Origin of the sequence: Lysinibacillus sp. NPDC093712, from assembly GCF_050280025.1 — a bacterium.
Taxonomy (GTDB): Bacteria; Bacillota; Bacilli; order Bacillales_A; family Planococcaceae; genus Lysinibacillus.
This window is the reverse complement of the sequence record NZ_JBNNUU010000005.1, coordinates 17,575-41,449: the sequence shown is the minus strand read 5'-3', so window position 1 is coordinate 41,449 and position 23,875 is coordinate 17,575. Positions and strand designations below refer to the sequence as shown.

Annotated in this window: 30 protein-coding genes; all 30 read left to right on the top strand. The window is 39.5% G+C overall.

Annotation, left to right across the window (positions count from 1 at the left end; all coding sequences use genetic code 11):
* Positions 1–185: 185 nt before the first annotated feature.
* Entirely contained in the window at positions 186–3,872 is a 3,687-nt protein-coding gene (gene rpoC, locus ACQKNX_RS18155; protein ID WP_427430063.1) for a DNA-directed RNA polymerase subunit beta', read from the top strand.
* A gap of 135 nt (positions 3,873–4,007) precedes the next feature.
* Complete coding sequence (locus tag ACQKNX_RS18150; RefSeq protein ID WP_340821750.1) at positions 4,008–4,256, top strand: ribosomal L7Ae/L30e/S12e/Gadd45 family protein; 249 nt, start codon at positions 4,008–4,010, stop codon at positions 4,254–4,256.
* A gap of 98 nt (positions 4,257–4,354) precedes the next feature.
* Positions 4,355–4,774 (top strand): 30S ribosomal protein S12, encoded by a 420-nt coding sequence (rpsL, locus tag ACQKNX_RS18145; RefSeq protein ID WP_010860613.1) that lies wholly within the window; start codon positions 4,355–4,357, stop codon positions 4,772–4,774.
* 148 nt (positions 4,775–4,922) lie between these two features.
* Positions 4,923–5,393 (top strand): 30S ribosomal protein S7, encoded by a 471-nt coding sequence (gene rpsG, locus ACQKNX_RS18140; RefSeq protein ID WP_024364378.1) that lies wholly within the window; start codon positions 4,923–4,925, stop codon positions 5,391–5,393.
* Positions 5,394–5,435: 42 nt separating this feature from the next.
* Positions 5,436–7,514, top strand: a complete 2,079-nt coding sequence (gene fusA / locus ACQKNX_RS18135; protein WP_427430062.1) for an elongation factor G — start codon at positions 5,436–5,438, stop codon at positions 7,512–7,514.
* 136 nt (positions 7,515–7,650) lie between these two features.
* Positions 7,651–8,838, top strand: a complete 1,188-nt coding sequence (tuf, locus tag ACQKNX_RS18130) for an elongation factor Tu (protein WP_427430061.1) — start codon at positions 7,651–7,653, stop codon at positions 8,836–8,838.
* A 100-nt stretch (positions 8,839–8,938) separates the two neighbouring features.
* Positions 8,939–9,622: a response regulator gene (locus tag ACQKNX_RS18125; protein ID WP_427430200.1), complete on the top strand. Its 684-nt coding sequence runs from the start codon at positions 8,939–8,941 to the stop codon at positions 9,620–9,622.
* Positions 9,623–10,645, top strand: coding sequence for a sensor histidine kinase (locus ACQKNX_RS18120; protein ID WP_427430060.1), 1,023 nt, complete (start codon positions 9,623–9,625; stop codon positions 10,643–10,645). It begins immediately after the preceding gene.
* Between the two features lie 96 nt (positions 10,646–10,741).
* Positions 10,742–11,503 carry an ABC transporter ATP-binding protein gene (locus ACQKNX_RS18115; RefSeq protein WP_340821756.1) on the top strand — a complete coding sequence of 254 codons (762 nt, stop codon included), beginning with the start codon at positions 10,742–10,744 and terminating at the stop codon, positions 11,501–11,503.
* Positions 11,493–13,472: an FtsX-like permease family protein gene (locus ACQKNX_RS18110; RefSeq protein ID WP_427430059.1), complete on the top strand. Its 1,980-nt coding sequence runs from the start codon at positions 11,493–11,495 to the stop codon at positions 13,470–13,472. The genes ACQKNX_RS18115 and ACQKNX_RS18110 overlap by 11 nt, the downstream gene beginning before the upstream one ends.
* 199 nt (positions 13,473–13,671) lie before the next feature.
* Entirely contained in the window at positions 13,672–14,988 is a 1,317-nt protein-coding gene (locus ACQKNX_RS18105) for a Na+/H+ antiporter family protein (RefSeq protein WP_427430058.1), read from the top strand.
* 367 nt (positions 14,989–15,355) lie between these two features.
* The gene (gene rpsJ, locus ACQKNX_RS18100; RefSeq protein WP_004233624.1) at positions 15,356–15,664 is read left to right on the top strand and encodes a 30S ribosomal protein S10; all 309 of its coding nucleotides are present in this window, start codon (positions 15,356–15,358) and stop codon (positions 15,662–15,664) included.
* 45 nt (positions 15,665–15,709) lie between these two features.
* Positions 15,710–16,339: a 50S ribosomal protein L3 gene (rplC, locus tag ACQKNX_RS18095; protein WP_427430057.1), complete on the top strand. Its 630-nt coding sequence runs from the start codon at positions 15,710–15,712 to the stop codon at positions 16,337–16,339.
* A gap of 26 nt (positions 16,340–16,365) precedes the next feature.
* Complete coding sequence (gene rplD / locus ACQKNX_RS18090; RefSeq protein ID WP_340821763.1) at positions 16,366–16,989, top strand: 50S ribosomal protein L4; 624 nt, start codon at positions 16,366–16,368, stop codon at positions 16,987–16,989.
* The gene (gene rplW / locus ACQKNX_RS18085) at positions 16,989–17,273 is read left to right on the top strand and encodes a 50S ribosomal protein L23 (protein WP_036205532.1); all 285 of its coding nucleotides are present in this window, start codon (positions 16,989–16,991) and stop codon (positions 17,271–17,273) included. The genes rplD and rplW overlap by 1 nt, the downstream gene beginning before the upstream one ends.
* A 47-nt stretch (positions 17,274–17,320) precedes the next feature.
* Complete coding sequence (gene rplB, locus ACQKNX_RS18080; protein ID WP_340821765.1) at positions 17,321–18,151, top strand: 50S ribosomal protein L2; 831 nt, start codon at positions 17,321–17,323, stop codon at positions 18,149–18,151.
* 60 nt (positions 18,152–18,211) lie between these two features.
* Positions 18,212–18,490, top strand: coding sequence for a 30S ribosomal protein S19 (gene rpsS / locus ACQKNX_RS18075; protein WP_427430056.1), 279 nt, complete (start codon positions 18,212–18,214; stop codon positions 18,488–18,490).
* Positions 18,491–18,512: 22 nt separating this feature from the next.
* Positions 18,513–18,857, top strand: coding sequence for a 50S ribosomal protein L22 (gene rplV / locus ACQKNX_RS18070; RefSeq protein WP_004233639.1), 345 nt, complete (start codon positions 18,513–18,515; stop codon positions 18,855–18,857).
* A gap of 3 nt (positions 18,858–18,860) precedes the next feature.
* Complete coding sequence (gene rpsC, locus ACQKNX_RS18065; RefSeq protein WP_427430055.1) at positions 18,861–19,514, top strand: 30S ribosomal protein S3; 654 nt, start codon at positions 18,861–18,863, stop codon at positions 19,512–19,514.
* A gap of 1 nt (position 19,515) precedes the next feature.
* Entirely contained in the window at positions 19,516–19,950 is a 435-nt protein-coding gene (gene rplP, locus ACQKNX_RS18060; RefSeq protein WP_010860599.1) for a 50S ribosomal protein L16, read from the top strand.
* Positions 19,940–20,140: a 50S ribosomal protein L29 gene (gene rpmC / locus ACQKNX_RS18055; RefSeq protein WP_004233646.1), complete on the top strand. Its 201-nt coding sequence runs from the start codon at positions 19,940–19,942 to the stop codon at positions 20,138–20,140. The genes rplP and rpmC overlap by 11 nt, the downstream gene beginning before the upstream one ends.
* An 18-nt stretch (positions 20,141–20,158) precedes the next feature.
* Positions 20,159–20,422, top strand: coding sequence for a 30S ribosomal protein S17 (gene rpsQ, locus ACQKNX_RS18050; protein WP_427430054.1), 264 nt, complete (start codon positions 20,159–20,161; stop codon positions 20,420–20,422).
* Between the two features lie 43 nt (positions 20,423–20,465).
* Positions 20,466–20,834: a 50S ribosomal protein L14 gene (gene rplN / locus ACQKNX_RS18045; protein ID WP_004233650.1), complete on the top strand. Its 369-nt coding sequence runs from the start codon at positions 20,466–20,468 to the stop codon at positions 20,832–20,834.
* A 35-nt stretch (positions 20,835–20,869) separates the two neighbouring features.
* Positions 20,870–21,178 (top strand): 50S ribosomal protein L24, encoded by a 309-nt coding sequence (gene rplX, locus ACQKNX_RS18040; protein ID WP_427430053.1) that lies wholly within the window; start codon positions 20,870–20,872, stop codon positions 21,176–21,178.
* Between the two features lie 29 nt (positions 21,179–21,207).
* Positions 21,208–21,747 (top strand): 50S ribosomal protein L5, encoded by a 540-nt coding sequence (gene rplE / locus ACQKNX_RS18035; RefSeq protein WP_340821771.1) that lies wholly within the window; start codon positions 21,208–21,210, stop codon positions 21,745–21,747.
* Positions 21,748–21,769: 22 nt separating this feature from the next.
* The gene (locus ACQKNX_RS18030) at positions 21,770–21,955 is read left to right on the top strand and encodes a type Z 30S ribosomal protein S14 (protein WP_004233656.1); all 186 of its coding nucleotides are present in this window, start codon (positions 21,770–21,772) and stop codon (positions 21,953–21,955) included.
* Between the two features lie 29 nt (positions 21,956–21,984).
* Positions 21,985–22,383 (top strand): 30S ribosomal protein S8, encoded by a 399-nt coding sequence (rpsH, locus tag ACQKNX_RS18025; protein ID WP_401012537.1) that lies wholly within the window; start codon positions 21,985–21,987, stop codon positions 22,381–22,383.
* Positions 22,384–22,413: 30 nt separating this feature from the next.
* Positions 22,414–22,953, top strand: coding sequence for a 50S ribosomal protein L6 (gene rplF, locus ACQKNX_RS18020; protein ID WP_427430052.1), 540 nt, complete (start codon positions 22,414–22,416; stop codon positions 22,951–22,953).
* 32 nt (positions 22,954–22,985) lie between these two features.
* Positions 22,986–23,345 carry a 50S ribosomal protein L18 gene (gene rplR / locus ACQKNX_RS18015; protein WP_340821773.1) on the top strand — a complete coding sequence of 120 codons (360 nt, stop codon included), beginning with the start codon at positions 22,986–22,988 and terminating at the stop codon, positions 23,343–23,345.
* 21 nt (positions 23,346–23,366) lie between these two features.
* Entirely contained in the window at positions 23,367–23,870 is a 504-nt protein-coding gene (gene rpsE, locus ACQKNX_RS18010) for a 30S ribosomal protein S5 (protein WP_024364362.1), read from the top strand.
* The last annotated feature ends 5 nt before the right edge of the window (positions 23,871–23,875 follow it).

Sequence of the window (23,875 nt, the reverse complement as noted above, 5' to 3'; positions counted from 1 at the left end):
TCGTGTGAATATGGTCAAACTTATTTTTCAATTAGTCGGGCAGGATTTAACGCCCTGCCCGACTTTTCTTTACGAATGAAATCAATCTATTTTTAATCTTTTGCCAAAGGGTATTTTTGCAAACGATTGTCGAGCTGCGTAAAAGAGTCTTTATAAAGACCTATAACTAGAGGGAGGTAGGCTCCTTGATAGACGTTAATGAATTTGAATTTATGAAAATTGGTTTAGCTTCCCCTGACAAGATTCGTTCTTGGTCATATGGAGAAGTAAAAAAACCAGAAACAATTAACTATCGTACTTTAAAACCAGAAAAAGATGGTTTATTCTGTGAACGTATTTTCGGTCCTACGAAAGACTGGGAATGTCACTGTGGTAAATACAAACGTGTTCGCTATAAAGGCGTAGTTTGTGACCGCTGTGGTGTTGAAGTAACACGTGCAAAAGTTCGTCGTGAACGTATGGGTCACATCGAATTAGCAGCACCAGTTTCTCATATCTGGTACTTCAAAGGTATCCCAAGCCGTATGGGCCTTATCTTAGATATGTCTCCACGTGCTTTAGAAGAAGTAATTTACTTTGCATCTTACGTTGTAATCGAACCAGGCGCTACTAACTTAGAAAGCAAGCAATTACTTTCTGAAAAAGAGTACCGTGCATACCGTGAAAAATTCGGTGCGACATTCGAAGCAGCAATGGGTGCAGAAGCAATTAAAAGACTTCTTGGTAAAATCGATCTTGAAGATGAAACACATTCATTAAAAGAAGAGTTAAAATCTGCACAAGGTCAACGCCGTACACGTGCGATTAAACGTCTTGAAGTGGTAGAATCATTCCGTAACTCAGGTAACTCTCCAGAGTGGATGATTTTAGACGTACTGCCTGTTATTCCACCGGAGCTTCGTCCAATGGTTCAATTAGATGGTGGTCGTTTTGCAACATCTGACTTAAATGATTTATATCGTCGTGTAATCAACCGTAATAACCGTTTAAAACGTTTATTAGATCTTGGCGCACCAAGCATTATCGTTCAAAACGAGAAACGTATGTTACAAGAAGCTGTTGATGCATTAATCGATAACGGTCGTCGTGGTCGTCCAGTAACTGGACCAGGTAACCGTCCGTTAAAATCACTTTCACATATGTTAAAAGGGAAACAAGGTCGTTTCCGTCAAAACTTACTTGGTAAACGTGTTGACTATTCTGGTCGTTCCGTTATCGTAGTAGGTCCAAACTTAAAAATGTACCAATGTGGTCTACCGAAGGAAATGGCAATCGAGCTATTTAAACCTTTCGTTATGAAAGAGCTAGTAGAACGTGGTCTTGCACATAATATTAAATCTGCTAAACGTAAAATCGAACGTTTAAACAACGACGTATGGGACGTTTTAGAAGATGTAATCCGTGAGCATCCAGTATTACTAAACCGTGCACCGACGCTTCACCGTCTTGGTATTCAAGCGTTTGAACCAACACTTGTTGAAGGTCGTGCGATCCGTCTTCACCCATTAGTATGTACAGCTTACAACGCTGACTTCGATGGTGACCAAATGGCGGTTCACGTACCTTTATCAGCGGAAGCACAAGCAGAAGCTCGACTTCTAATGCTTGCTGCACAAAACATCCTAAACCCGAAAGATGGTAAGCCAGTTGTAACACCATCTCAAGATATGGTATTAGGTAACTACTATTTAACACTTGAGCGTGAAGATGCTCGTGGTGAAGGTTCCATTTTCTATGGACCAAACGAAGTTTTAATTGCATATGATACAGGTCATGTTCACTTGCATACACGTATCGCGATCAAAGCAAGTTCACTGAACAACCCAACATTTACAGAAGAACAAAATAATATGTTCTTATTAACAACTGTTGGTAAAGTAATCTTTAACGAAATCTTGCCTGAATCATTCCCGTTCATTAACGAACCTACTGATTTCAACTTAGAGCAAGTAACACCAGATAAATACTTCGTTAACTTAACAATTGACGAAGAAACTTTAGCAGAGCTTGAAGCAGATTCCGCTTACAGCCAATTAGATGAAAAAGGTAAAGTAGAGGCACAACGCTCAGCAGTACTTCGCAAACATTTTGCATCAGTACCTGTTGTAAACCCATTCCGCAAGAAATTCTTAGGAAATATCATTGCAGAAGTGTTCAAACGTTTCCACATTACTGAAACATCTAAAATGCTTGACCGCATGAAAAACTTAGGTTTCAAATACTCAACTCGCGCTGGTATCACTGTTGGTGTATCTGACATCGTGGTATTACCAGACAAAGGTGAAATCTTAGCAGTAGCACAAGAGAAAGTAGATAAAGTTCAAGCGCAATTCCGTCGTGGTTTCATTACAGAAGAAGAGCGTTATGACCGTGTTATCTCTAGCTGGAGTGCAGCGAAAGATGAAATTCAATCAAAACTGATGAAATCACTTGAGAAAACAAACCCAATCTTCATGATGTCTGACTCAGGTGCCCGTGGTAACGCGTCTAACTTTACACAGTTAGCTGGTATGCGTGGTCTGATGGCCAACCCGGCTGGTCGTATTATCGAACTTCCAATCAAGTCTTCATTCCGTGAGGGTTTAACAGTATTGGAATACTTCATCTCAACACATGGTGCTCGTAAAGGTCTTGCCGATACAGCCCTAAAAACTGCCGACTCAGGTTACTTAACACGTCGTCTAGTAGACGTTGCACAAGATGTAATCGTTCGTGAAGATGATTGTGGAACTGACCGCGGCTTAACTATCGGTGCGTTAATGGAAGGTACAGAACTAATCGAAGCGTTAGACGAACGTATTGTTGGTCGTCATACGAAGAAAACGATTTTCCATCCAGAAACAGGCGATGTAATTTTAGAAAAAGACGGTTTAATCGACCAAGATATCGCTCGTGTTATTACTGAAGTAGGTATCGAGGAAGTAACAATCCGTTCAGCGTTCACATGTAATACAAAACATGGTGTATGTAAAAAATGTTACGGCATGAACTTAGCAACTGGTGAAAAAGTTGAAGTTGGGGAAGCAGTTGGTATTATTGCTGCTCAATCAATCGGTGAACCAGGTACTCAGTTAACAATGCGTACATTCCATACAGGTGGGGTAGCCGGAGACGATATTACTCAAGGTCTTCCACGTATCCAAGAGATTTTCGAAGCGCGTAATCCAAAAGGTCAATCTGTCATTTCTGAGATTGCTGGTACGGTTTCAGATATTACTGAAATCCGTGAAGGTCTAAAAGAAATTACAGTTCAAGGTGACGTAGAAACTCGTAAATACCAAGCACCTTATAATGCACGTCTGAAAGTTATCGAAGGTGACTCAATCGAACGTGGTCAAGTATTAACAGAAGGTTCTATCGATCCAAAACAATTATTAAAAGTAAAAGACGTTTCAACAGTTCAAGAATATTTACTAAAAGAAGTACAAAAAGTATACCGTATGCAAGGGGTAGAAATTGGAGACAAACATATCGAAGTAATGGTACGTCAAATGCTTCGTAAAGTTCGCGTAATTGAAGCTGGAGATACAGATTTATTACCTGGCTCATTATTAGATATTCACCAATTCTCAGAGGCAAACGTAGATGCTGTTATGAACGGCAAAAATCCTGCAACTTGTCGCCCTGTAATCCTAGGTATTACTAAAGCTTCACTAGAAACTGAATCATTCTTATCTGCTGCATCATTCCAAGAAACAACTCGTGTGTTAACGGATGCTGCAATTAAAGGTAAACGTGATGAACTTCTAGGATTAAAAGAGAACGTAATTATTGGTAAACTTGTTCCAGCAGGTACTGGTATGCAACGTTATCGTCAAATCCGCATTGAAAAAGATGAGCTTGACGCAGAAGATTTAGTTTCTGCTGAATAATTTAACTAAGCTCCGAAGAGATGGCAAAAGCGCATCTCTTCGGACTTTTTAAAGATATTAGTTGACAGTAGAAATTGATAATGATAATATATTGAAGGTTGATAGTTAACTGTCTGTACTTCGGAGGATATGAAAATGTCTTATGATAAAGTAAGGGCTAGTAAAACAATCATTGGTACAAAGCAAGCAGTAAAAGCAATGCAAGCTGGTTTAGTGAAAGAGCTTTTTGTGGCACTTGATGCAGACAATTGGGTAACCGATTCGGCCATAACTTTCGCGAGAGAGAACGGTATACCAGTTATTCTTGTCGAGTCCAAAAAGGAACTGGGCAAAGCCTGCGGAATCCATGTTGGTGCTGCGGTTGTTGCTATTGCTGTAGATTAGTTTTTGTGTATAAAACACAAAGACTTTGTTTTTACCCAAAAAATGAACCACCTGGATGTGTGGTATTAACAAGGAATAAATGAAGGGAGGAAATACCGATGCCTACAATTAACCAATTAGTACGTAAGCCTCGTCAATCTAAAATCACGAAATCAAAATCACCAGCGTTAAACAAAGGATATAACTCATTTAAAAAATCTTTAACTGATGTTAAATCTCCACAAAAACGTGGTGTTTGTACTCGTGTAGGTACAATGACACCTCGTAAACCAAACTCAGCGTTACGTAAATACGCTCGTGTACGTTTAACTAACCAAATCGAGGTTACAGCTTATATCCCAGGTGAAGGCCACAACTTACAAGAGCACAGTGTTGTTCTTATCCGTGGCGGACGCGTAAAAGACTTAGCGGGTGTTCGTTACCATATCGTACGTGGTGCTCTTGATACAGCTGGTGTAAACGGTCGTTTACAATCACGTTCTAAATACGGAACAAAACGCCCTAAAGAAAAAAAATAATTTAACACGTTAAGTGTTAATTAGTTGTTGAGTCTTACGTTGATATCACCATATTTAAATCATGCTAGCTGATTAAGATTAAGTGATAACTTCGTACAAGGCCGACGTATAAAAATAAATCGATAATTATTCGAAAGGAGGAAAACACATGCCTCGTAAAGGTCCTGTTTCCAAACGTGACGTGTTACCAGATCCAATTTATAATTCAAAACTAGTAACTCGTTTAATCAATAAAATGATGGTTGATGGTAAAAGAGGTACTTCTCAAAAGATTTTATACGGTGCGTTCGAACTAGTTAAAGAACGTTCTGGTGAAAATCCAATCGAAGTATTCGAAGCTGCTCTAAACAACGTAATGCCAGTTCTTGAAGTACGTGCTCGCCGTGTTGGTGGTTCTAACTACCAAGTACCGGTTGAAGTTCGTCCAGAACGCCGTACAACTTTAGGTCTTCGTTACCTAGTTAACTATTCTCGTCTTCGTGGTGAAAAAACTATGGAAGAGCGTTTAGCTAACGAAATTCTAGATGCTTCTAACAACACTGGTGCATCAGTTAAGAAACGTGAAGATATGCATAAAATGGCAGAAGCGAACAAAGCATTCGCACACTACCGTTGGTAATCTAAACATAGCATAAGCCCAATATGGAAGGAGAAATACCTAATGAAACGCGAATTCTCTCTAGAGAATACTCGTAATATTGGGATCATGGCTCACATTGATGCTGGTAAAACAACAACAACTGAGCGTATCCTTTATTACACAGGTAAGATTCACAAAATCGGTGAAACTCATGAAGGCGCTTCTCAAATGGACTGGATGGAGCAAGAACAAGAACGTGGTATCACTATCACTTCTGCTGCTACAACAGCTCAATGGGCAGGCCACCGTGTAAACATCATCGATACTCCTGGACACGTAGACTTCACAGTTGAAGTAGAACGTTCATTACGCGTACTTGACGGTGCTGTAACAGTACTTGATGCTCAATCAGGTGTTGAGCCTCAAACTGAAACTGTATGGCGTCAAGCTACAACGTACGGCGTTCCACGTATCGTATTCATTAACAAAATGGATAAAACAGGTGCAGACTTCTTGTATTCAGTAGGAACTCTACATGATCGTTTACAAGCAAACGCTCACCCAATCCAATTACCTATCGGCTCTGAAGATCAGTTCTCTGCTATCATTGACTTAGTTGAAATGAAAGCAACTTTCTACGGCGACGAAAAAGGTACTGCAGTAACTGAAGGAGAAATTCCTGAAGAACACCGCGAATTAGCTGAAGAATACCGTGAAAAATTAATTGATGCTGTTGCAAGTGTTGATGAAGAAATCATGGAAAAATATTTAGAAGGCGAAGAAATCACTGTTGCTGAGCTTAAAGCGGCTATCCGTCGTGCTACAATTGCAGTAGAATTCTACCCAGTAATCTGTGGTACAGCATTCAAACACAAAGGCGTACGCCCAATGTTAAATGCAGTTATCGATTACTTACCATCTCCAGTTGATGTACCAGCAATTAAAGGTACTTCAGTTGATGGTGACGAAGAGTTAGAACGTAAATCTTCTGATGAAGAGCCATTCTCAGCTCTTGCATTCAAAGTTATGACTGACCCATTCGTAGGTAAATTAACTTTCTTCCGTGTGTACTCTGGAACATTAGATGCAGGTTCATACGTACAAAACTCTTCTAAAGGTAAACGTGAACGTGTAGGTCGTATCCTACAAATGCACGCTAACTCTCGTGAAGAGATTTCTAAAGTATTCTCTGGGGATATCGCAGCAGCAGTAGGTCTTAAAGATACTACTACTGGTGATACACTATGTGACGAGAAAAACCTAGTTATTCTTGAATCAATGGAATTCCCAGAACCAGTAATCTCTCTTTCTGTAGAACCAAAATCAAAAGCTGACCAAGATAAAATGGGTCAAGCTTTACAAAAACTTCAAGAAGAGGATCCAACTTTCCGTGCTCACACTGACACAGAAACTGGACAAACAATCATCTCAGGTATGGGTGAGCTTCACCTTGATATCTTAGTTGACCGTATGCGCCGTGAATTTAAAGTAGAAGCTAACGTAGGTGCTCCAATGGTATCTTACCGTGAAACATTCCGTAGCTCTGCAAAAGTTCAAGGTAAATTCACTCGCCAATCTGGTGGTCGTGGACAATATGGTGACGTAACGATTGAGTTCTCTCCAAATGAAGAAGGTAAAGGCTTTGAATTCGAAAACGCTATCGTTGGTGGTGTAATTCCTCGTGAATACATTCCTGCAGTTGAAGCTGGTCTTCGTGACTCTCTTGACCGCGGTGTAGTAGCTGGTTACCCATTAATCGACATTAAAGCGAAATTAGTATTCGGTTCTTACCATGACGTTGACTCGAATGAGATGGCGTTCAAAATCGCTGCATCTATGGCTCTTAAAGAAGCATCTAAACAATGTGATGCTGTAATCTTAGAACCAATGATGAAAGTTGAAGTAGTAATTCCTGAAGAGTACCTTGGTGATATCATGGGTAACATTACATCTCGTCGCGGACGCGTTGAGGGTATGGACGCTCGCGGTAACTCACAAGTTGTTCGTGCAATGGTTCCGTTAGCGGAAATGTTTGGTTACGCAACAACTCTTCGTTCAGCAACTCAAGGTCGTGGTGTATTCTCAATGACATTTGATCATTATGAAGAAGTACCAAAATCAATTGCTGCTGAAATCATCAAAAAAAATAAAGGTGAATAATTGAATTTTCATCTTGCATAAAGTATAACTAATTTGTAAGCTATGTTTGCAGGATAGAGGATGGGCCCGTTCTCTATCAGCATTCATTCTATAAATTTTAAAAATAAAACATACAATTTCGAGGAGGCAATCTCTAATGGCTAAAGAAAAATTTGACCGTTCAAAAACGCATGCTAACATTGGTACAATCGGACACGTTGACCATGGTAAAACAACTTTAACTGCTGCAATCGCTACAGTTCTTTCTAAAAAAATGGGTGGTACAGCTAAATCATACGCTGATATCGATAACGCACCAGAAGAAAAAGAACGTGGTATCACAATCAACACTTCTCACGTAGAATATGAAACAGAATCTCGTCACTATGCACACGTTGACTGCCCAGGACACGCTGACTATGTTAAAAACATGATCACTGGTGCTGCACAAATGGACGGCGGTATCTTAGTAGTATCTGCTGCTGATGGCCCAATGCCACAAACTCGTGAACACATCCTTTTATCTCGTCAAGTAGGTGTTCCATACTTAGTAGTATTCATGAACAAATGTGATATGGTAGACGACGAAGAATTATTAGAATTAGTAGAAATGGAAATCCGTGACCTACTATCTGAATATGACTTCCCAGGCGACGATATCCCTGTAATCAAAGGTTCTGCTCTTAAAGCTCTTGAAGGCGAAGCAGAATGGGAAGAAAAAATCGTTGAATTAATGGACGCTGTAGATTCTTACATCCCAACTCCAGAACGTCAAACTGACAAACCATTCATGATGCCAGTAGAGGACGTATTCTCTATCACTGGTCGTGGTACAGTTGCAACTGGCCGTGTTGAACGTGGTCAAGTTAAAGTTGGTGACGTAATTGAAATCGTAGGTATTTCTGAAGAAGCTAAATCTACAACTGTAACTGGCGTTGAAATGTTCCGTAAATTATTAGACTACGCTGAAGCTGGTGACAACATCGGTGCTTTACTTCGTGGTGTAGCTCGTGAAGATATCCAACGTGGACAAGTATTAGCTAAACCAGGCTCAATTACTCCACACACTAACTTCAAAGCTGAAGTTTACGTTTTATCTAAAGAAGAGGGTGGCCGTCATACTCCATTCTTCTCTAACTACCGTCCTCAGTTCTACTTCCGTACAACTGACGTAACAGGTATCTGTAACTTACCAGAAGGCGTTGAAATGGTAATGCCTGGTGATAACATCGAAATGACAGTAGAACTTATTGCTCCAATCGCTCTTGAAGAAGGTACTAAATTCTCTATCCGTGAGGGTGGCCGTACTGTAGGCGCTGGCGTAGTTGCTACTATCCAAAAATAATTTTTAGCCTATGCTAATTATAAAACCAATCTGTAGGAACGCTTACAGATTGGTTTTTTATGTTAAAATATAATTGTGGAAGGAGTGTATGTATATGGAAATGAAGGTTTTGTTGATAGAAGATGATCCATCAATTTTTGCAATGATTCAAGAGCGTTTTTCGCAATGGTCCTTACAAGTGGTAGGTCCAAATGATTTTCAAAAGGTGATGGATGATTTTATAGAAGAGAAGCCTCAACTAGTATTAATTGATATTCAATTACCAGCATATGATGGCTTTCATTGGTGTCGTGAAATACGGCATATTTCGAAAGTACCCATTCTCTTTCTATCCTCACGAGATCATCCTATGGATATGGTGATGGCTATGCAAATGGGTGCCGATGATTTTATACAAAAGCCTTTCCATATGGAAGTGTTACTTGCAAAAGTACAAGCTATTTTACGTCGTACTTATGATTATGTTGAAGAGGCAATGGATGTTACCCGATTTAATGGTGCTGTTCTCGATTATGCGAGAAGTGAGATTATGTTTAATGGGGAGCTTGTTTCCTTAACTAAAAACGAATTGTTTATTTTACGTATTTTGTTGGAAAAGGCTAATCAAATTGTTTCGAGAGAAGACTTAATGAGAAAATTATGGGACGACGAGCGTTTCGTCAATGATAATACATTATCTGTAAATGTTAATCGATTACGTACAAAGCTAGAGGATATTGGTTTACAGGAAGTCATTGTAACAAAAAAGGGACTTGGTTATATTGCCGTAACGCAGGTGACGTGAATGAGAATGGCATTATTGTTTTTAAGAGAACGGCTTGCGTGGATTGGATTTTTTGTGTTTCTTCTTATTATTCTTAACATATTATTTTCTTTAGATGTTGGATTAGTAGCCATATCCATTTGGTACGTGAATATCATCATGGTCGTCACTTTTTCTATATTTTTATTATGGCGTTATGTAAGAGAAGTCGGACAGTTGAAAGATTTCCTGGGAAATGTGGATAGTCGACTTGATGAGCCCCATACTCGAAGTTTAGCTTTATCACCATTTCAAGAGGCTTATTACAAAAAAATTGAAGACGTCTTCTATGATAAGGATGCAGAACTAAATGATGCGAAGGTGCAACTACAAGAATATTCAGATGAGCTCCTTGCTTGGGTACATGAGGTGAAGGCTCCGTTAACAACAATAAATTTGATGTTAGATCATGTCGAGGATTTATCTTTACGTAGAAAATTAGAGACGGAGTGGTTAAGGCTCCATCTATTGGTTGATCAGCAGTTACATCAAACACGGCTAGCTTCTATGGAAAAAGATAATTATTTAACAGAAATTGAGCTTCGGACAGTTGTCTATAAAGAAATCCGTTCAATGCAAGCTTGGTGTTTAGAAAAAGATATTGGCTTCGATGTAGGAGAATTAACTGAAGTAGTGATGACAGATAGTAAGTGGATAGCATTCATTGTTAGACAACTATTATCCAATGCCATAAAATATAGCCCTGTAAATACAGAGATTTTTATTTTTACTGAAGTTGATTTAACTGGGGCAACTTTGCTTCATATTAAGGATGCAGGTATAGGCATTCGTAAAGAAGATATGCCGCGAATTTTTCAAAAATCGTATACAGGTACGGTAGGAAGAGAATCTACACAATCAACGGGTATGGGCTTGTATTTAGCACAGAATATTGCTCAAAAAATTGGTGTGCGAATTAGTGTACAGTCAGTTGTAGGAAAAGGCTCTATATTTACGCTACGCTTTCCATTACAAAATGAATATGTCAAACTAACAGGTAGATGACGAAATCGTCACCTACCTTTTTATATTGTCATGTAAAACGCACGAAAAGAATAAGCAGACGGGGTACACTTGTAGTATAGAAAGGGGAGTTAACCTATGGCAGTTTTAATCGGACGTAAAGTAAAAAAAGTATATGGTAAAAAATCAACAGCGCAAGAGGTGCTGAAAGGTATAGATTTAGAAGTAAATGAAGGTGAATTTGTTGGCATTATGGGTCCATCAGGCTCAGGCAAGACAACACTATTAAATGTTTTGTGTTCGATTGACTTTGCAACAGAAGGTGTAATTGAAATAAATGGCCAAAGTTTACGCGGTATGAAGGAAAAGGCGTTAGCTAATTTCCGTCGTGAGCAGCTCGGATTCATTTTCCAAGACTATAATTTATTGGACACGTTAACGGTCAAAGAAAATATTTTATTGCCATTAGCAATCGGAAAACTACCAAAAGCTGTTGCAGAAAGTCGCGTGAAGGAGCTGACATATCTACTTGGTATTGCAGATATTTTAAATAAATATCCGAACGAAATATCAGGTGGTCAGAAGCAACGAACATCTGCTGCACGAGCTTTAATTACAAATCCATCAATGGTATTTGCAGATGAGCCTACCGGTGCACTCGATTCAAAATCAGCAACAGCATTGCTGAAAAACTTACAAGGCATTAATGAAACTAAAAAGGCGACGATTATGATGGTCACACATGATGCGGTGGCTGCAAGTTTCTGTACACGTGTTTTGTTTTTAAAAGATGGGCTTATTTACAGTGAGTTGTATAAAGGTGATAAGACTAGACAGGCGTTTTTCCAAGAAATCATGCATACGCAAAGTGTGCTAGGTGGTGACGGTTATGAGTCTTAGTAAGCTTGTATTCCGAAGCATGAAGAAAAACATGAAGCATTATTATTTATACTTTTTTGCACTTATTTTCAGTGTGACACTCTACTTTTCCTTCGTGACATTACAGCATAATGGTGAAGTTTTCAATACAGTTCAGAAGAGTGGCACAGCATCAGCAGGTTTTGAGGCTGCAACGTATATTTTGTACTTTATTATTTTATTTTTCGTCTTGTATGCTAACCATTTATTTATGAAGCGTCGCAGTAAAGAAATTGGCTTATATCAGCTAATTGGAATGACGAAGGGCCTGATTGTACGATTATTGGCGTTAGAAAGTATTTTATTATTTGTAGGAGCTGTCGTTGTAGGGATGCTAGTAGGCTTCTTTAGCTCCCGCTTAATCGCAATGATTTTATTGCGTCTACTTGAAAAAGAAACGCTTGTGACTATGACCTTTAGTACACAGGCATTACAGCAATCTATCGTTGTTTTCGCTATTTTATTAGTAGTTGTATTGCTACAAATGACGTGGATGATCCACCGTGTATCGCTACTATCCTTATTTAGTGCTGCTAAACAAGCGGATGAGCGTGTAAAACGATTCAATCCATTACAAATGGTTATTGGCTTCTTAGGGCTAGTGTTTATTGCATATGGCTACTATGCATCAACAAAGCTATTTGATATTAATACTGCAGGCAATCTATTTTTAAATATGATAATTATTTTGGCTACTACAATTGGGGGAACGTTCCTAGTTTTTCGTTTCTCCGTAGCATTTATAATGAATACCGTTCGTTTAAAGAAAAATGGTCATTTGTCTGTCCATGACGTATTAGCATTAACACCGATTATGCATCGTATGAAAAGTAATGCTAAATCATTGACGCTCATTACCGTTTTAACAGGTGTATCTCTTGGGATTACAACACTATCATATATTTCGTATTATTCTTCAGAAGCATCAGCCTATAGCCAAGTACCGGGAGATTATATTTTGCATGAGGATCAAGGTCAGGCATTTTTAAATAAGCTAGAGGAAAATAATATAGCTTATGACAAGGTTGAATATCGTTTACAAGGAGTTACAGCTTCAATAGCTCAATTAATGGCTGATGGACAACAAGATAGCCCTTTTTATAATATGAAAGGGACGATATACACGATTCCGCTTTCTGATTATCAACAAAAAACACCAAATGCATCAATTTCGGGTAATGATGTGATTTTAACAAACTACGGAGGCTATATGGCCGAGATGTTTCCTTTAGAAAAGGATCGAGACTTAGTAGTATCTGCAGGTGGTCTTGAAGAAAAATTGCATGTCAAAGCGATTCACGATGAAAGTATTATTGGTGGAACTATTACTGCTGGAGGTGGGGGACCAATTTTCGTAGTATCAGACTCCCTATTTGACAGATTGTCTACTCAAGCAAAGCTTTTTCCTTGGCATAAACAAACTTCTATTACGTTACAGTCAAAAAAAGACTTAGCGCTTGCTGAGAGATTATATAAAGAAACGAGCGCAAATGTTTTATCTTTTGTAGACACTGATGGCAATACCCAAAATTATATTATCGATTCGTTTGAAGCAGAGCGTAAAGGTAATATTGAATCCCTTGGGTTAACAATTTTTACAACAGCGTTTTTAGGTTTAGCATTTTTAATGACAACTGGTAGCATCCTGTACTTTAAACAAATGTCTGAAGCAGAAGAGGAACGAGGAGCATATACAATTTTAAGAAAAATAGGCTTTTCAGAACGAGACATTATGAAGGGAATCTTTATGAAACAAGCTTTTAATTTTGGTGTTCCATTATTGATTGGACTCCTCCATAGTTATTTTGCGGTGAAATCAGGATGGTTTTTATTTGGTACGGAGTTAACAGCTCCATTGTGGATTGCTATGAGCTGTTATATAGCGTTATATGCAATCTTTGCGGTACTTTCAGTTGGTTATTATAGAAAAGTAATCAGAGAGTCTCTATAGACATTTAAATAGGTAGAAACTCCAAAAAACAGTGGGATCTTATATAGATCATGCTGTTTTTTTTGTTAATGTGACGTGGGAGGATAGATTTCATACTTTTCTGGCTTTTTGTAATAAATAAAAACCGCTTGACTTTCGTTTGTCAGAACATTAAAGTTTAACGTATTAACAATCTAGTGTGTGAAAGTGAAGTGTCTTTATGAATGCGGTAATTGTGGCAGTAGCTGTCATGTTAATATTAAGTTTGCTTCGGATCAATGTAGTCCTTTCACTTGTTTTAGGAGCCTTTGTAGGAGGCTTAGCAAGTGGTATGGGTATTCAAGCAACGGTTGAGTCATTTACAGAAGGATTAGGTGCAGGTGCCACTATCGCGCTAAGCTATGGCTTACTTGGTGGATTTGCTATAGCCATCTCTAAGACGGGAATACCTGAGTTAATGATTTCGGGTATTTTAAGCATGTTAAATAAAAATGGCTCTAGTAATAGGAAGGGCTTAGTAAAAGTATTAATTTTTCTTCTTATTTTTATGATGGCGATTTTCTCTCAAAATTTAATTCCGATTCATATTGCTTTTATTCCATTACTAATACCGCCTATTTTAAAGGTTTTAAATATGCTGGAAGTGGATCGTAGAATTATAGCAACATTGATTGCGGTTGGTTTGATTGGTACGTATAGCTTTGTGCCCGCTGGCTTCGGAGCCATTTTCCAAGAGATTGTGTCAACACAAGTTACGAATGCTGGCATGGTTGCAAAAGCGAGTGATGTTCCAGCAGCAATGGCCATTCCTATCTTGGGTATGTTGGTTGGATTAGGTATTGCGTTCTTTGTCTATCGCAAACCACGCAAATATCAAAATAATGATGTTGAAACAACAACTTTAAATGTGAAGGTACGTAAATCGGTTATCATTTCAACCGTGATAGCGTTAATTGTTTCGCTATGTGCACAAATCAGTACGGATTCTATGATTGTCGGAGCCTTTATAGGGATAATGATTATGTATTTCACAGGTGCTCTTAAATGGAAAGAGGCAGATGAGATTATATCAGAGGGAATGAAAATGATGGCGTTCATTGGCTTTGTAATGATTGCAGCAAATGGATTTGCATCAGTCATCAATGCAACGGGTGATGTAGATAGTTTAATTACAAGTTCACTAACGTTCCTTCAAGGCAACAAAAGCTTAGCGGTATTCATCATGTTAGTAATCGGGTTAGTTGTCACAATGGGGATTGGTTCTTCTTTTGCTACGGTGCCGATTATTGCAACGCTATTTGTTCCGTTAGCACAGGGATTAGGTATGAGCCCTTTAGCAATACTTTGCTTAATAGGAACAGCAGGTGCTTTAGGCGACGCGGGGTCGCCAGCATCAGATTCGACGTTAGGACCAACTGCAGGCTTAAATGTTGATGGCCAGCATAATCATATTTGGGATACGTGTGTACCGACATTTATCTTTATCAATATTCCACTTGTTATTTTCGGTTGGATTGCTTGTGTGTTCTTCCTATAAAGTTAGTAAGCAGTTTCTATTATTATAGAAACTGCTTTTATACTTTACATGGGGCAGTATTAATTGTTCGAAATGTCCGAAAATGCTGGTGTATCAGGTTATGTGTTGCAAAATGAATAGAAATTATATATACTAGTGAAGGCTTAAATAAGCGAGAAATATTAGTAGTAAAGAAAATCTACAACATTTAAAAGAATTTAGCGAAAAGACTTGCTTATTCTTTTTTTATTGTATATAATGTTGAATGTTGGTCTTTGACTGCGATGAAACGAGAGGTTGCCGACACACCCGGCCGCTTTGCCATGGCGGTGCGTTGGAAAATTTTCGTGGAGAATGTCTAGAAAATAGGCGAGAAGGAGGGAAAATAATGGCAAAACAAAAAATTCGTATTCGTTTAAAAGCGTATGATCACCGTATTTTAGATCAGTCTGCTGAGAAAATTGTGGAGACTGCAAAACGTTCAGGTGCAAGTGTATCAGGTCCGATTCCACTTCCAACTGAGAAGTCTGTGTACACAATTCTACGTGCTGTTCACAAGTACAAAGATTCTCGTGAACAATTCGAGATGCGTACGCATAAACGTCTGATCGATATCGTTAACCCAACACCACAAACTGTTGATGCGTTAATGAAACTTGATTTACCATCTGGCGTTGATATCGAAATCAAACTTTAATGGTAAAAACAATATAACTTTTAAAACTTACAGGAGGTGTGACAAATGGCTAAAGGAATCTTAGGTAGAAAAATTGGTATGACACAAGTTTTCGCTGAAAACGGCGATTTAATCCCGGTAACAGTTATCGAAGCTACTCCAAACGTAGTTCTTCAAAAGAAAACTGTTGAAACTGACGGCTACGAAGCGATCCAAGTCGGTTTCGAAGATAAGCGCGTTAAGCTTTCTAACAAACCAGCGCAAGGTCACGTAGCAAAAGCGAATACTGCTCCTAAGCGCTTCATTCGTGAATTCCGCAACGTGAACGTTGGAGAATACGAAGTTGGTCAAGAAGTCAAAGTAGAAATTTTCGCAGAAGGCGATGTAATTGATGTAACAGGAGTTACTAAAGGTAAAGGTTTCCAAGGTGTTATTAAACGCCACGGACAATCTCGTGGTCCAATGGCCCACGGTTCTCGTTACCACCGTCGTCCTGGTTCAATGGGTCCAGTTGCTCCGAACCGCGTATTCAAACAAAAGAAATTACCTGGTCAAATGGGTGGCACAGTAGTTACAATCCAAAACTTAGAAATCGTAAAAGTTGATGCGGAACGTAACCTACTACTTGTTAAAGGTAATGTTCCTGGTTCTAAAAAAGCTCTAATTACAGTTAAAACTGCAATTAAAGCTAACTAATCACTTCAAGAAAGGAGGAAACAGGAATGACAAAAGTATCTGTACTTAGTCAAACAGGTGCTTCAGTTGGTGAAATCGAGTTAAACGAAGCGATCTTCGGAATCGAGCCAAATGAAGCAGTATTATTCGACGCTGTGGTTGCACAACGTGCTTCTTTACGTCAAGGTAATCATAAGGTTAAAAACCGTTCTGAAGTTGCTGGCGGTGGTCGTAAACCATGGCGTCAAAAAGGAACTGGTCGTGCTCGACAAGGTTCTATCCGTTCTCCACAATGGCGCGGCGGTGGTGTTGTATTCGGTCCAACTCCACGTAGCTATTCTTACAAATTACCTAAAAAAGTTCGCCGTTTAGCTCTTAAATCAGCTTTATCAGCTAAAGTAGTAGAACAAAACTTCTTAGTTCTTGATGCTCTTACACTAGCAGCACCAAAAACAAAAGAATTTACAAAAATCCTTAAAGATCTTTCTTTAGAGAAAAAATCTTTATTCGTAACTGCTGACCTAGATGAAAACGTAGCATTATCAGCTCGTAACATCCCTGGTGTAACAGTTTTAACTGCAAACGGAATCAACGTTCTTGATTTATTAGGTCACGAAAAAGTTGTATTCACTAAATCTGCAGTAGAAAAAGTTGAGGAGGTGCTTGGATAATGGAAGCACGTGATATTTTAAAACGTCCAGTCATTACTGAGCGTTCTTCAGAACTTATGGCAGAGAAAAAGTATACTTTCGAAGTAGACACTCGCGCTAACAAAACTCAAGTAAAAGACGCTGTAGAAGAAATCTTTGGCGTAAACGTTGAGAAAGTAAACGTTCTTAACTACAAAGGTAAATTCAAACGCGTTGGCCGTTACGGTGGTTACACTAACAAACGTCGTAAAGCGATTGTTAAACTAACTGCGGACAGCAAAGACATCGAATTATTCGAAATGTAATCCTTTAGGGATTTATGATTTGAACAATCAAGAAGGAGGGAAACACAATGGCGATTAAAAAGTATAAACCTACCTCTAATGGTCGTCGTAATATGACGTCTTTAGACTTTGCGGAAATTACAACTAACAAGCCTGAGAAATCATTGCTTGAACCAACTAAACGCAAAGCTGGTCGTAACAACCAAGGTAAAATCACTGTTCGTCATCATGGTGGTGGTCATAAGAAGCAATATCGTGTCATCGATTTCAAGCGTATTAAAGATGGCATTCCAGCGAAAGTTGCTACTATTGAATATGATCCAAACCGTTCTGCGAATATCGCATTAATCAATTACGCTGATGGAGCAAAAGCTTACATCTTAGCACCAAAAGGCCTAGAGGTTGGTCAAACAATTGTATCTGGTCCAGATGCTGATATTAAAGTAGGTAACGCATTACCATTAGCAAACATTCCAATGGGTACAACAATCCATAACATCGAGTTAAAACCTGGTAAAGGTGGACAATTAGTACGTTCTGCTGGTACTTCTGCGCAAGTACTTGGTCGTGAAGACAAATACGTAATCGTTCGTCTACAATCTGGTGAAGTACGTTTAGTTCTTGCTACTTGCCGCGCTACAATCGGTCAAGTTGGTAACGAACAACATGAACTTGTACACATCGGTAAAGCAGGTCGTAGCCGTTGGTTAGGTAAACGCCCAACTGTTCGTGGTTCTGTAATGAACCCTAACGATCACCCACACGGTGGTGGTGAAGGACGTTCTCCAATCGGACGTAAATCACCGATGACTCCTTGGGGTAAACCAGCACTTGGTTACAAAACTCGTAATAAGAAAAATAAATCGGATAAATTCATCATCCGTAGTCGTAAAAAATAAAGTGGTTAAACTACGGTTCTATGTGAGAGCCGTGGTGGAATCACAGAGGGAGGTTCCTACATGGGTCGCAGTTTGAAAAAAGGACCTTTTGTTGATGACCACTTATTGAAAAAAGTGGAAGCACAAGAGGCTTCAGAGAAGAAACAAGTTATTAAAACTTGGTCTCGCCGTTCTACAATCTTCCCGAACTTCATCGGACTAACTATTGCTGTATATGATGGACGTAAACATGTTCCTGTATACGTAACAGAAGATATGGTAGGCCACAAACTTGGTGAATTCGCACCGACACGTACTTATAAAGGTCACGGTGCAGACGACAAGAAAACAAGACGCTAATTTTGAGAGGAGGTAAATCCTAATGACACAAGCTAAAGCTATCGCTCGCACAGTACGTATTGCTCCTCGTAAAGTTCGTCTAGTTGTAGACTTAATCCGAGGTAAGCAAGTAGGTGAGGCAGTTGCAATTTTACGTCATACTCCAAAAGCGGCGTCTCCAGTCGTTGAGAAAGTATTAAAATCTGCAGTTGCTAATGCTGAGCACAACTACGATCTAGATATCAACTCTTTAGTAGTTTCTGAAGTATTTGTTGATGAAGGTCCAACATTAAAACGTTTCCGTCCACGTGCACAAGGACGTGCAAGCGCAATTAACAAACGCACAAGCCACATTACTTTAGTGGTATCTGAGAAGAAGGAGGGCTAATCCGTGGGTCAAAAAGTACATCCAATAGGACTGCGCATTGGTATTATTCGTGACTGGGAGTCAAAATGGTACGCTGAAAAAGACTATGCAACTCTACTTCACGAAGACATCAAAGTGCGTAAATATATTGAAACGGCTCTTAAAGACGCTTCTGTTTCTAAAGTTGAAATCGAACGTGCTGCAAACCGTGTAAACATTACAATTCACACTGCTAAACCAGGGATGGTAATCGGTAAAGGTGGTACGGAAGTTGAAAACCTTCGTAAATACCTTGGCGAACTAACTGGTAAACGTGTACACATCAACATTATCGAAATTAAACGCGCTGATCTTGATGCTCGTCTAGTAGCTGAAAACATCGCTCGTCAATTAGAAAACCGTGTTTCATTCCGTCGTGCGCAAAAGCAAGCGATCCAACGCACAATTCGTGCTGGTGCAAAAGGAATTAAAACACAAGTATCTGGTCGTTTAGGTGGCGCTGATATCGCGCGTGCTGAACACTATAGTGAAGGAACTGTTCCACTTCATACTCTACGTGCTGACATCGATTATGCACACGCAGAAGCTGACACTACTTACGGTAAATTAGGCGTTAAAGTATGGATCTACCGTGGTGAAGTTCTTCCTACGAAGAAATCTGTGGAAGGAGGCAAATAATATGTTATTGCCTAAACGCGTAAAATACCGTCGTGAACACCGCGGAAACATGCGTGGCGAAGCGAAAGGCGGCAAAGAAGTATCTTTCGGCGAATGGGGCTTACAAGCTCAAACAGCTAGTTGGATTACTAACCGTCAAATCGAATCTGCACGTATCGCGATGACTCGTTACATGAAACGTGGCGGTAAAGTTTGGATTAAAATTTTCCCGCACAAACCTTACACGAAAAAACCTCTAGAAGTCCGCATGGGTTCTGGTAAAGGTTCTCCTGAAGGTTGGGTAGCAGTTGTTAAACCAGGAAAAGTAATGTTCGAAATTGCTGGTGTATCTGAAGAGATTGCACGTGAAGCACTTCGTTTAGCATCACATAAGCTTCCTGTGAAATGTAAGATCGTAAAACGTCAAGAAACTGGTGGTGAATCTAATGAAAGCTAATGAAATCCGTGACCTTGCCACTTCTGAAATTGAATTAAAAGTGAAATCACTGAAAGAAGAGCTTTTCAACCTTCGCTTCCAATTGGCGACTGGTCAATTAGAAAACACAGCTCGTATTCGTGAAGTGCGTAAAGCAATCGCGCGTATGAAAACTGTTATTCGTGAAAGAGAAATCAGTGCAAATAACTGATAAAGGAGGTTTTCAAGTATGACTGAGCGTAATCAACGCAAAGTTTACACGGGCCGCGTTGTTTCAGATAAAATGGATAAAACAATTTCTGTTTTAGTTGAAACTCATAAAAAGCATAAGCTTTATGGCAAACGTGTAAAGTACTCTAAAAAGTTTAAAACTCATGATGAGCAAAACCAAGCGAAAATCGGTGATATCGTACGTATCATGGAGACTCGCCCGCTATCAGCAACTAAACGTTTCCGTCTAGTTGAAGTTGTAGAAAAAGCGGTTATTATTTAATAACTATTTCGGAACAACCAATTTCCGAAGGGAGGTAACCTAAGTGATCCAACAAGAAAGCCGTATGAAAGTTGCTGACAACTCAGGTGCACGTGAAGTTCTTACAATTAAAGTGCTTGGTGGCTCTGGACGTAAAACTGCTAATATCGGTGATATCGTAGTTTGTACAGTTAAGAAAGCAACACCAGGTGGCGTTGTCAAGAAGGGTGACGTTGTTAAAGCTGTTATCGTTCGTACTAAATCAGGAGTACGTCGTAAAGACGGTACTTACATCAAATTTGATGAAAATGCTTGTGTTATTATTCGTGATGATAAATCACCACGCGGAACTCGTATTTTCGGACCTGTTGCACGTGAATTACGTGACAGCAACTTCATGAAAATCGTTTCTCTAGCTCCAGAAGTTCTTTAATTTCATGATAGTGCCAATCAAGGAGGTGCGACAGCATGCATGTAAAAAAAGGTGACAAGGTTAAGGTTATCACTGGTAAGGACAAAGGCAAAGAAGGAGTAATTCTAGCTTCTTTCCCTCGACAAGATCGCGTTCTTGTTGAAGGTGTAAATATCGTGAAAAAACACGTTAAACCTAACCAATTGAATCCACAAGGTGGGATTGTAAGCCAAGAGGCTGCAATTCACGTTTCGAACGTAATGCTAATCGATCCTAAATCTGGCGAGCCGACTCGTGTAGGTTATAAAATCGAAAACGGTAAAAAAGTTCGTGTTGCAAAAAAATCAGGTGCAGTAATCGACTAATTAGCAAATATAAGAAGGGAGGTACACACATGAGCCGCCTAAAAGAAAAATATTTAAATGAAGTTTCTCCTGCTCTAATGAGCAAGTTTGGATATAAATCAGTAATGCAACTTCCAAAAGTTGATAAAATCGTTATCAATATGGGTGTTGGCGACGCAGTTCAAAACTCTAAAGCGCTAGATGCTGCTGTAGAAGAATTGACAATTATCACTGGTCAAAAACCAGTAGTAACTAAAGCAAAAAAATCGATCGCAGGTTTCCGTTTACGTGAAGGTATGCCTATCGGTGCTAAAGTTACATTACGCGGTGAGCGTATGTATGAATTCTTGGATAAATTAATCGCAATCGCATTACCTCGTGTACGTGACTTCCGTGGTGTTTCTAAAAAAGCATTCGATGGTCGCGGTAACTACACACTAGGTGTTAAAGAGCAATTAATTTTCCCAGAAATCGATTACGATAAAGTTTCAAAAGTACGCGGTATGGACATCGTGATCGTAACGACAGCGAACTCTGACGAAGAATCTCGCGAGTTATTGACACAATTCGGTATGCCGTTCCAAAAGTAATTTAAACAAGGAGGGCGAAAACGTGGCTAAAAAATCTATGATCGTTAAACAACAACGTAAGCAAAAGTTTAAAGTGCAAGAGTATACACGTTGTGAACGCTGTGGTCGTCCACACTCAGTATATCGCAAATTCAAACTTTGCCGTATTTGTTTCCGAGAACTTGCATATAAGGGACAAATTCCTGGCGTGAAAAAAGCCAGCTGGTAATCCCCTAATTTGGGAAGGAGGTAAATGTAATGACAATGACTGATCCGATTGCAGATATGCTAACTCGCATTCGTAATGCGAACATGGTTCGTCACGAGAAGTTAGAAGTACCCGCTTCCAACGTGAAAAAAGAAATCGCTGAAATTTTAAAGCGTGAAGGTTTCGTACGTGACGTAGAATACGTGGAAGACAACAAACAAGGTATTATCCGTATCTTCTTAAAATACGGAAAAGAAAACGAACGCGTTATCACTGGCCTAAAACGTATTTCTAAACCTGGTCTACGTGTATATGCTAAAACAAATGAAGTTCCTAAAGTACTAAACGGTCTTGGTATCGCTTTAGTGTCAACTTCACAAGGTTTATTAACAGATAAAGAAGCTCGCGCTAAACAAGTTGGCGGCGAAGTTCTAGCATACGTTTGGTAATTAGCAATAAATGAATGGAGGTGCAACTAAATGTCTCGTGTAGGTAAAAAAATTATCGAGGTACCAGCTAACGTAACTGTTACTGTCGCAGATGACAACACTGTTACTGTTAAAGGTCCTAAAGGCGAACTTGTTCGTTCTTTCCACCAAGATATGAAAATTGATCAAGAAGGTAATGCGGTTTCTGTAACTCGTCCTTCTGATTCAAAAGAACACCGCACAAACCACGGTACAACTCGTGCGCTTTTAGCGAACATGGTTACTGGTGTTTCTGTAGGTTTCGAAAAATCATTAGAACTTATCGGTGTCGGTTACCGTGCGCAATTACAAGGTAAAAAGCTTGTACTTAACGTAGGTTACTCTCACCCAGTTGAGTTCACACCAGAAGATGGTCTTGAAGTAGAAGTTCCGACTAATACGAAAATCATTGTTAAAGGTATCAGCAAAGAACGCGTTGGCGCTCTTGCATCTAATATCCGTGACGTTCGTCCACCAGAGCCGTATAAAGGTAAAGGTATCCGTTACGAAGGCGAATACGTTCGTCGTAAAGAAGGTAAAACAGGTAAATAATGCTGCCTAAGCATTAGAAAGGAGTGACCCTTGTGATTACGAAACAGGATAAAAATCAAGTTCGTAAAAAACGTCATGCGCGTGTACGTTCTAAAATTTCGGGTACTGCTGAGCGTCCACGCTTAAACGTATTCCGTTCTAACAAGAACATCTACGCTCAACTTATCGATGACGTAGCAGGCGTAACTATTGTTAGCGCATCTTCTCAAGAGAATGATTTTGAAGGTGCTGGTAACAACGTTGAGGCTGCATCAAAAATCGGTGAAACAATCGCGAAACGCGCTGCGGAAAAAAATATTACTGCTATAGTATTTGACCGTGGTGGTTACTTATATCATGGACGTGTTAAAGCTTTAGCTGAAGCTGCACGTGAGAACGGTTTAGAATTTTAATAAGAAGGAGGGACACATTTCATGAGTCGAATTGACGCAAACAAACTTGGAGAACTTGAAGAACGCGTAGTTACTATTAACCGTGTTGCTAAAGTTGTTAAAGGTGGACGTCGCTTCCGCTTCACAGCATTAGTTGTAGTTGGCGATAGAAACGGACATGTTGGTTTCGGTACTGGTAAAGCTCAAGAGGTGCCAGATGCTATACGTAAAGCTGTTGAAGATGCGAAGAAAAACTTAATCGAAGTGCCACGTGTAGGTGGAACAACTCCACACTTAGTGCTTGGTCGCTTCGGTGCAGGAGAAATCCTAATCAAACCTGCTGCTCCTGGTACAGGGGTTATCGCTGGTGGTCCAGTACGTGCCGTACTAGAACTTGCTGGTATTACTGATATTCTTTCAAAATCACTTGGATCTAACACACCAATTAACATGGTGCGTGCTACTGTTCAAGGTTTAACTGAATTAAAACGCGTAGAGGACGTTGCAAAATTACGTGGCAAATCAGTGGAAGAAATATTAGGATAAGGGGG